At 58.0% G+C, this 7,229-nt stretch carries 4 protein-coding genes; all 4 read right to left on the reverse strand.

The window, feature by feature from the left end:
• Positions 1-9 precede the first annotated feature (9 nt).
• Genes AC4FAH_RS12150 through AC4FAH_RS12165 form a run of 4 tightly spaced genes read right to left on the reverse strand, consistent with a single transcriptional unit; the run spans position 10 to position 6,331 of the window.
• Positions 10-354 (reverse strand): copper-binding protein, encoded by a 345-nt coding sequence (locus tag AC4FAH_RS12150; protein WP_286987831.1) that lies wholly within the window; start codon positions 352-354, stop codon positions 10-12.
• 28 nt (positions 355-382) lie between these two features.
• Positions 383-3,541, reverse strand: a complete 3,159-nt coding sequence (locus AC4FAH_RS12155; protein WP_286987832.1) for an efflux RND transporter permease subunit — start codon at positions 3,539-3,541, stop codon at positions 383-385.
• Positions 3,538-5,082, reverse strand: coding sequence for an efflux RND transporter periplasmic adaptor subunit (locus AC4FAH_RS12160; RefSeq protein ID WP_087720517.1), 1,545 nt, complete (start codon positions 5,080-5,082; stop codon positions 3,538-3,540). The genes AC4FAH_RS12155 and AC4FAH_RS12160 overlap by 4 nt, the downstream gene beginning before the upstream one ends.
• On the reverse strand, positions 5,075-6,331 hold the full coding sequence (locus AC4FAH_RS12165; protein ID WP_286987834.1) for a TolC family protein: 1,257 nt from the start codon (positions 6,329-6,331) through the stop codon (positions 5,075-5,077). The genes AC4FAH_RS12160 and AC4FAH_RS12165 overlap by 8 nt, the downstream gene beginning before the upstream one ends.
• Positions 6,332-7,229: the final 898 nt, after the last annotated feature.

Below are 7,229 nucleotides of genomic sequence, written 5' to 3' on the forward strand. Positions count from 1 at the left end.
AGCCACGCTTCAGTTCTTGCTCAGTTCTGTCACGACATGGTCAGCGCCCTGCAGTCCGAAATGAACCTTGTCGCCTACATTAATACCTTCCAATAGCGTCGGATCAGCCACCTTGAAGGCCATCTGCATCGCTGGCCAGTTGAGTGCCTCGATGGGGCCGTGGGCCAGGGTAATCTTCTGCGACTGTGGGTCGATAGCCTTGACCACGCCATCGCCCTCAACGGCTTTGGTCTGGTTCTGCCCCGATGATGACTTCATGTCCATATTCTGTATTTCCGCTGCCATGACAGGTAGTGTCTGGGTGGCCAGCACCAGCGTGGCAGCGGTCAGCAATGGACGAATCAGCTTATTCATGGGTAAATCCTCATAAGATGTGGAACGGTTAATCTTGTGTTGCATGATGAGAAATGGCGGCTCGATGACGCGGGGTACGCATCAGGCGATACACGATGGGCACCAGAAGCATTGAAACGAATGGGGCGGTAATCATCCCTCCGACCATTGGCGTGGCAATGCGGCTCATGACTTCCGATCCGGTACCGCTGCCTACCATGATCGGGATAAGTCCGGCGAGAATAACGGCTACAGTCATCGCTTTGGGACGTACGCGCAGTACTGCCCCTTCCTGAATAGCGGCATCGAGCGTCTGCGGCTCAAGAGTGCCATCTGCCGCGCGATAGCGTTCAATGGCCTGCTTGAGATAAAGCAGCATCACGACACTGAACTCGGCCGAGACGCCGGCCAATGCAATGAATCCTACCCCTGTGGCAATCGACATGTTGTAGCCGAGCAGATAAAGCAGCCACACCCCGCCAACCAGCGCGAAAGGCAGCGTGCTCATCAGCAGCACAGCTTCACCGATCCTGCGAAATGTCAGGTAAAACAGTACGAAGATAATTAACAGTGTGGCCGGTACGACGAGCTTGAGCCGCGCATTGGCACGTTGCATATATTCGAACTGGCCCGAGTAAGCGATCGAGGTACCGGGTGCGAGTTTGACCTGCTGACCGACCACCTCTTGCAGATCGGCGACTACCGAGCCGAGATCACGGTCGCGTACGTCGACATACACCAGCGTGGTCAGGCGTGCGTTCTCGCTCTTCAACATCGGCGGGCCTTCGCTCAGGCTGATATTCGCCACGCTATCGAGAGTGATCTGCGCGCCGCTGGCGGTAAGAATCGGTAGCTGGCGCATCTCTTCGAGCGAATCTCGCACGGCGCGTGGATAGCGCACGTTGATCGGATAGCGGGCCAGCCCTTCGACTGATTCGGCGATGTTCTTGCCACCGATCGCTGAGGAAATGATTGCCTGCACATCATTGATATTGAGCCCGTAGCGCGCCGCTGCTGCTCGGTCGATATTAATATCGACGTAGCGCCCGCCCTTGAGGCGCTCAGCCAGGGCCGAGGTCACCCCGGGCACCTTCTTCGCTGCCTGTTCGACCTGCTGGGCAATACGGTCAAGTTGAGTAATGTCGGTACCTGAAACCTTGACCCCAATCGGGCTTTTGATACCGGTGGCAAGCATGTCGATGCGGTTACGAATCGGCGGCACCCACACGTTGGTCAGGCCCGGTACCTGCACAATGCGATCAAGCTCCTCAACCAGCTTGTCAGGCGTCATACCAGGCCGCCACTCGTCACGTGGTTTAAAACGAATCGTTGTCTCGAACATGGTCAGGGGCGCCGGATCAGTAGCCGTTTCGGCGCGGCCGGCCTTGCCGAACACGCTTTCCACTTCAGGCACGGTCTTGATCAGGCGGTCGGTCTGCTGCAGCAATTGCGATGCCTTGCCCACCGATAGCCCCGGCAGGGCAGAGGGCATGTAGAGCAGGTCGCCTTCATCGAGTGGTGGCATGAATTCGCTGCCCAACCGATTGATGGGCCAGGCCGCGCTTGCCAACAACACCAGCGCCAGAAAGATCGTGGTTTTGGGGCGACGCAGCGTGACGTTGAGCAGCGGCCGGTATAACCAGATCAGCAGCCGGTTGAGCGGGTTGCGGTTCTCATCGGGAATTCGGCCGCGAATCCAGTAGCCCATCAATACCGGGATGAGGGTAATCGACAGGCCTGCCGCACCGGCCATGGCATAGGTCTTGGTGAATGCCAGCGGCCCGAACAGGCGACCTTCCTGAGCCTGCAGCGTGAACACCGGAATGAATGACAGCGTGATGATCAGCAGGCTGAAGAAGAGGGCTGGCCCTACTTCGGCAGCGGCATCGCCGATGACCGCCCAGCGGCGTTCTCCCTTGAGCACCTGCCCCGGATTGGCATGGTGCCAGGCCTCGAGCTTCTTGTGGGCGTTCTCGATCATGACCACGGCAGCATCGACCATTGCGCCAATGGCAATGGCCAGACCGCCCAGCGACATGATGTTGGCATTGATGCCCTGCCACTGCATGATCATAAAGGCAACCAGCAGACCCAGCGGCAGCGACAGGATCGCGACGAAAGCCGAGCGCAGATGCCAGAGAAACAATACACACACCAGCGCGACGACGATGAACTCTTCGATCAGCTTGTGGCTCAGGTTCTCGACAGCGTTCTCGATCAGCTGGCTGCGATCATAGGTGGGCACAATTTCGACGCCTTCGGGCAGGCTGCCCTTTAGCGTGGCTAGTCTGTCCTTGACCGCCTCTATCGTCGCCAGCGCATTGCCGCCGGAGCGCAGTACCACCACGCCGCCCACCACTTCGCCTTCGCCGTTGAGCTCGGCAATGCCGCGACGCATCTCGGGCCCGAGCTGAATCCTCGCCACGTCACCCAGCGTGACCGGGACGCCCTCGGCACTGGCCCTGAGCGGAATGTGCTGGAAGTCCTCAAGCGACTCGAGGTAGCCGGACGCCCGCACCATGTACTCGGTTTCGGCAAGTTCAAGCACCGAGCCGCCGGTTTCCTGGTTGGCATTCTGAATGGCCGAGATGACCTGACGCTGTGTAATGCCATAAGCGGCCAGTTTCGCTGGGTCAAGCACCACCTGGTACTGCTTGACCATACCGCCGATGGTAGCGACTTCGGCAACGCCGGGCAGACTCTTGAGCTCATATTTCAGGAACCAGTCCTGCAGGCTACGCAACTGGGACAGATCGTGCTGGCCGCTGCGATCAACCAGTGCGTATTCATACACCCAGCCCACGCCGGTCGCATCAGGGCCCAGCACTGGCGTGACATCATTGGGTAGCTGGCCCTGGGCCTGGCTCAGATACTCGAGCACCCGCGAACGCGCCCAGTAAAGGTCGGTATCGTCGTCGAACAGCACGTAGACATAGGAATCGCCGAAGAACGAATAGCCGCGTACCGTTTTGACCCCCGGAACCGACAACATCATGGTCGAAAGCGGGTAGGTCACCTGCTCTTCGACCAGCTGTGGCGCCTGACCGGGATAGGGGGTACGGACGATGACCTGCACATCGGACAGGTCCGGCAGTGCATCGAGCGGCATATTCTTGACCGAGACCACGCCGGCAACGGCGATGAATACAGTTGCCAGCAGCACCAGAAAGCGGTTGCCGATTGACCAGCGAATCACGCGTGCAATCATTGTGCGCCTCCGCTTTGCTGCAGCTGATCGATAACGTAACCGCTATCACCTTCGCGCATCGTGAAGGTCACGGTGTCGCCGACCTCAATATCTTCCGTCAATCCTGGGTCGGCCAGTTCGAATGGCATCGTCATCGCTGGCCAATCGAGCGCCGGGATGGGCTCATGCGACAGGGTAATCTGCGTGGCAGACAAGTCCTCGACACGTCCGCGGCTTTCAATCGACGCACTGCTGGCCTCTTCAGCCGACATGCTGCTCTGGGCGTCCATATTCATGTTGCCCATGGCTTCCGCGTTGCCAGTGCCCGCACTCTCTGTATCACCGAGACGATCGAGTGCACCGGCCAGACTGGCCTCGGAGTCGATCAGGAACTGACCCGATGCCACGACGCGCTGGCCTTCCTGCAGCCCATCGCGTATCTCGGTCTGCTGACCGGACTGTCTTCCCAGGGTAACGGTTACCGGCGTGAAGCCACCCTCACCGTCAGCGACGAGCACATAGTCGCGTTGACTGCCGTGCAGCACGGCCTCACTGGGTACGGTCAGTACGCTTTCTGCGGTGCTTTCAAGCTGGACACGCGCAAACATGCCGGGACGCAGGCGCAGCTCGGGGTTGGGCAGCGCGATGCGCACCTGCAGCGTACGGCTGGACGGATCATTTGTGGGCAGCACGGCAATCACCTGACCCTCGAACGTCTCGCCAGGATAGGCGGTCAACCGCGCTGTGGCAGACTGACCGACGCGGACCCGGCCGGCCTGGACTTCAGGCACAGCGGCTTCGAGCCAGACGGTGTCCAGCCCGTTGATCACTGCCAGTGGCGCACCTTTCTCCAACGCCATTCCTGCCCGGACATCGAGACGCTGCACGGTGCCGCCAATCGGCGCATGCATCGTGATGACGGGTTGGGCCCGGCGGTTTTTTTCGACACGCTCGATCAAGGCTGACGGCATTCCCATCAGTATCAGCCGTTGACGCGTAGCATTAATCAGAGTGCGATCATGGGTATTGAGCACAGCCAGATACTCTTCCAGCGCACCGCCCCAGGCGGGGATAAGCAGATCGGCCAGGGGCGCGCCCTGCTTGATCACATCACCCGGCGCAAGATCGTAGCTGCGCTCGACGAATCCTGAGCTGCGCGTCTGGACGATCGCTACATCGCGGTCGTTGAACTGCACGTTGGCGGCAGCCTCGATAGCGCTGGTGAGCGCGGTACGGGTAACCTGGACGGTGCGTACGCCAAGGTTCTGTACCACCCCCGGATTGATCCTGACGGCAGCATCTGTATTACCAGCTTCGTCGGCATACTTGGGTACCAGTGCCATATCCATGAACGGGGATTGCCCCGGCTGGTCGAAGTGCTGATCCGGCACCATCGGGTCATACCAGTACAACACCTCGCGCTGTTCACTCTGGTCCTGCGCTTTTTTGGATGCAGGCTCAGTCCCTGATGTATCCCGATGAATCAGCCAGGAGGTGATGCCCACGTTAGCAGCGGTCACGGTAACCAACAGGGCAGCCACTTTAAGCGTATTCTTATTCATTCATGGGCTCCCCATAGGAAAAGTGAAGCTGCATCGCGATCAGATCGCGCTGTTGTTTGAGATCAATGATGCGCAGGCGTTGGTCGATCAGTTCGCGGCGTGCGGCCAGGATGGCGTCGAGAGTGCTCTGGCCGTTTTTGTAGGCGACGTACTGCAGCTCGACTTTCTGATTGGCGAGATCAAGCCAGGTGGTTTGCGCTCGATTGAGCTGTTGGGATAGTGCGGCGTAGTCGGCCAGCTGATGGTCCAGCTCACTCATTTGCTCACGCAGCAATGCATCGTATTCGAACTGAAGGCGTTCCACGGTGTGCTGACGGGCACGAATTGTCGGGTCCTGACGGCTGCCGGAGAACAGCGGCAGATCAAACGACACCTGTGCCGAGACCATGTCGCCGTAGCGTTCATCACGATGCTGGTAGGCCAGTTCAACGCCCCAGTCAGGACGCTTTTCGGCCTTCGCTTCAGCGAGTCTGGCCTCGGCAATGCGAGTCTGAGCACTCAAGGCAAGTACTTCGGGATAGCGTTTCAGACGTGTGCGCAGGGCTTCCGGCGCAATGGCAAAAGAAGGCGGTGTCCCTTCAAGCGGCTCATCGGCCGCATCGCCCACATAGCGGCGAAGCTCGGCGATGGCTGCGATCCGCTCGCTTTCCAGAGCGTCACGTCGGTCGGCAAGTTCGGCCACGGCTTGTCTGGCAAGCACACTGTCAGTCAGCGGGGCGCTGCCTGATGCGATCTGAGCCTGAACGGTAGTCGTGAGAAGGCGGTTTTCTTGGTCGAGTTCATCAAGCTGTTCAAGCTTGCGTTCCAGGTAGTAGCGCTTGAACCAGGCCTGCGCCGTATGGTGATGCACCATGAGATGCACCACAGAACGCAATGCCTGGGCATTTCCCAACTCGGCCTCGGCAATGGTCTTGCGGGCATGACGCTTGGCGCCATTGGGTATGGACTGCGATAAACCGATGCGCTGCATCGTCATCATGCTATCTGTCAGGCTGCCCCTGTCGGGGCCGGAAACGGGATAGTTGGTGACACCAAGACTTAGTCTGGGGTCAGGCAGTGCATCGGCAGGCTCAATCAATTCACGAGCGCTGGCGATACCAGACATGCTGGCAGCCAGTTCGGGGGCGTTTTGTACGCCTATTGCAAGGGCATCATTAAAGCTTAGTGATGAGGCATGAACGCCTCCGGCCATGCCCAGCCAGCCAATCATTAGCCAGCCAAACAGGACATGATATCTGTGAAGATACATGCTCTAACTCCAGATTTTTCAACGCACAGTCGTGCTTAACCTCGCAGTCGATAGAAGCTGCGAAAGTTGAATCTCAGTAGGGAGTCAGCTCAAACGAGGAGGGCGCCATAAGCCGTCGGTAGAACGGAAAACGGCAGGCGGGTCATACAGCAGAGGGGAAACGCGAACGGGATGTAAGGTATAGATGGATAAATTCGAGTTGGAGATATATAGCGCCATGCCGACAACACAGTCCTGCATTGGCGGGCATTTATCGCTCGAGTCGGGTTGTGATGCGAAATTTTGTGCCATCACATCACAATCCTGCTGGTCAGGTGCATCATGCATCATGAATGTTCCTGGCATCATCTCGCACTGCTCACCAACACCTGACGACGCCAACCCAAGGGCTGGAATCGATAGTGTCAATATCGCAATGAGAATAAGCCTGATGAACATCATGAGATGAAGCAGGTCCTGTGCAAAATTTACCCAGCCTTCATGATAAATACACAGAGACAAGAAAAGCCAGCATATTTTTCGCCATCTTCTTCGGTCTGTAATTAGACGTGCAATAGAGCATCCTGAAACAGGAAGTTGTCACACCACTGGCGAAGGCCCCCGGGACCTCTGTTTCCAAAAACCTATCGCTCAGTCATATCTCCATTAGGTATGAAAGCAGAAAATCCAAAGAATGCTGGTGCTCGAAAGCTGTAACGGCCAGCCTTGGCGGGCTCCTGCTCAGTGAACAGGGAAAGCATTGCTGCCATGACTTCTCAGACAGAACCTGACAAGCGACGCTGTATTTTATTGAGTAAAAGGACGAAACGGTTCGCATCCCTCTTGATTTTCCATTCCACATAAATGGCGACATGTCGGCGCGCGTGCGTGAGGTGCTGGAGGAATATTCCGCCGGGGT

This window comes from Cobetia sp. (genome assembly GCF_983723665.1).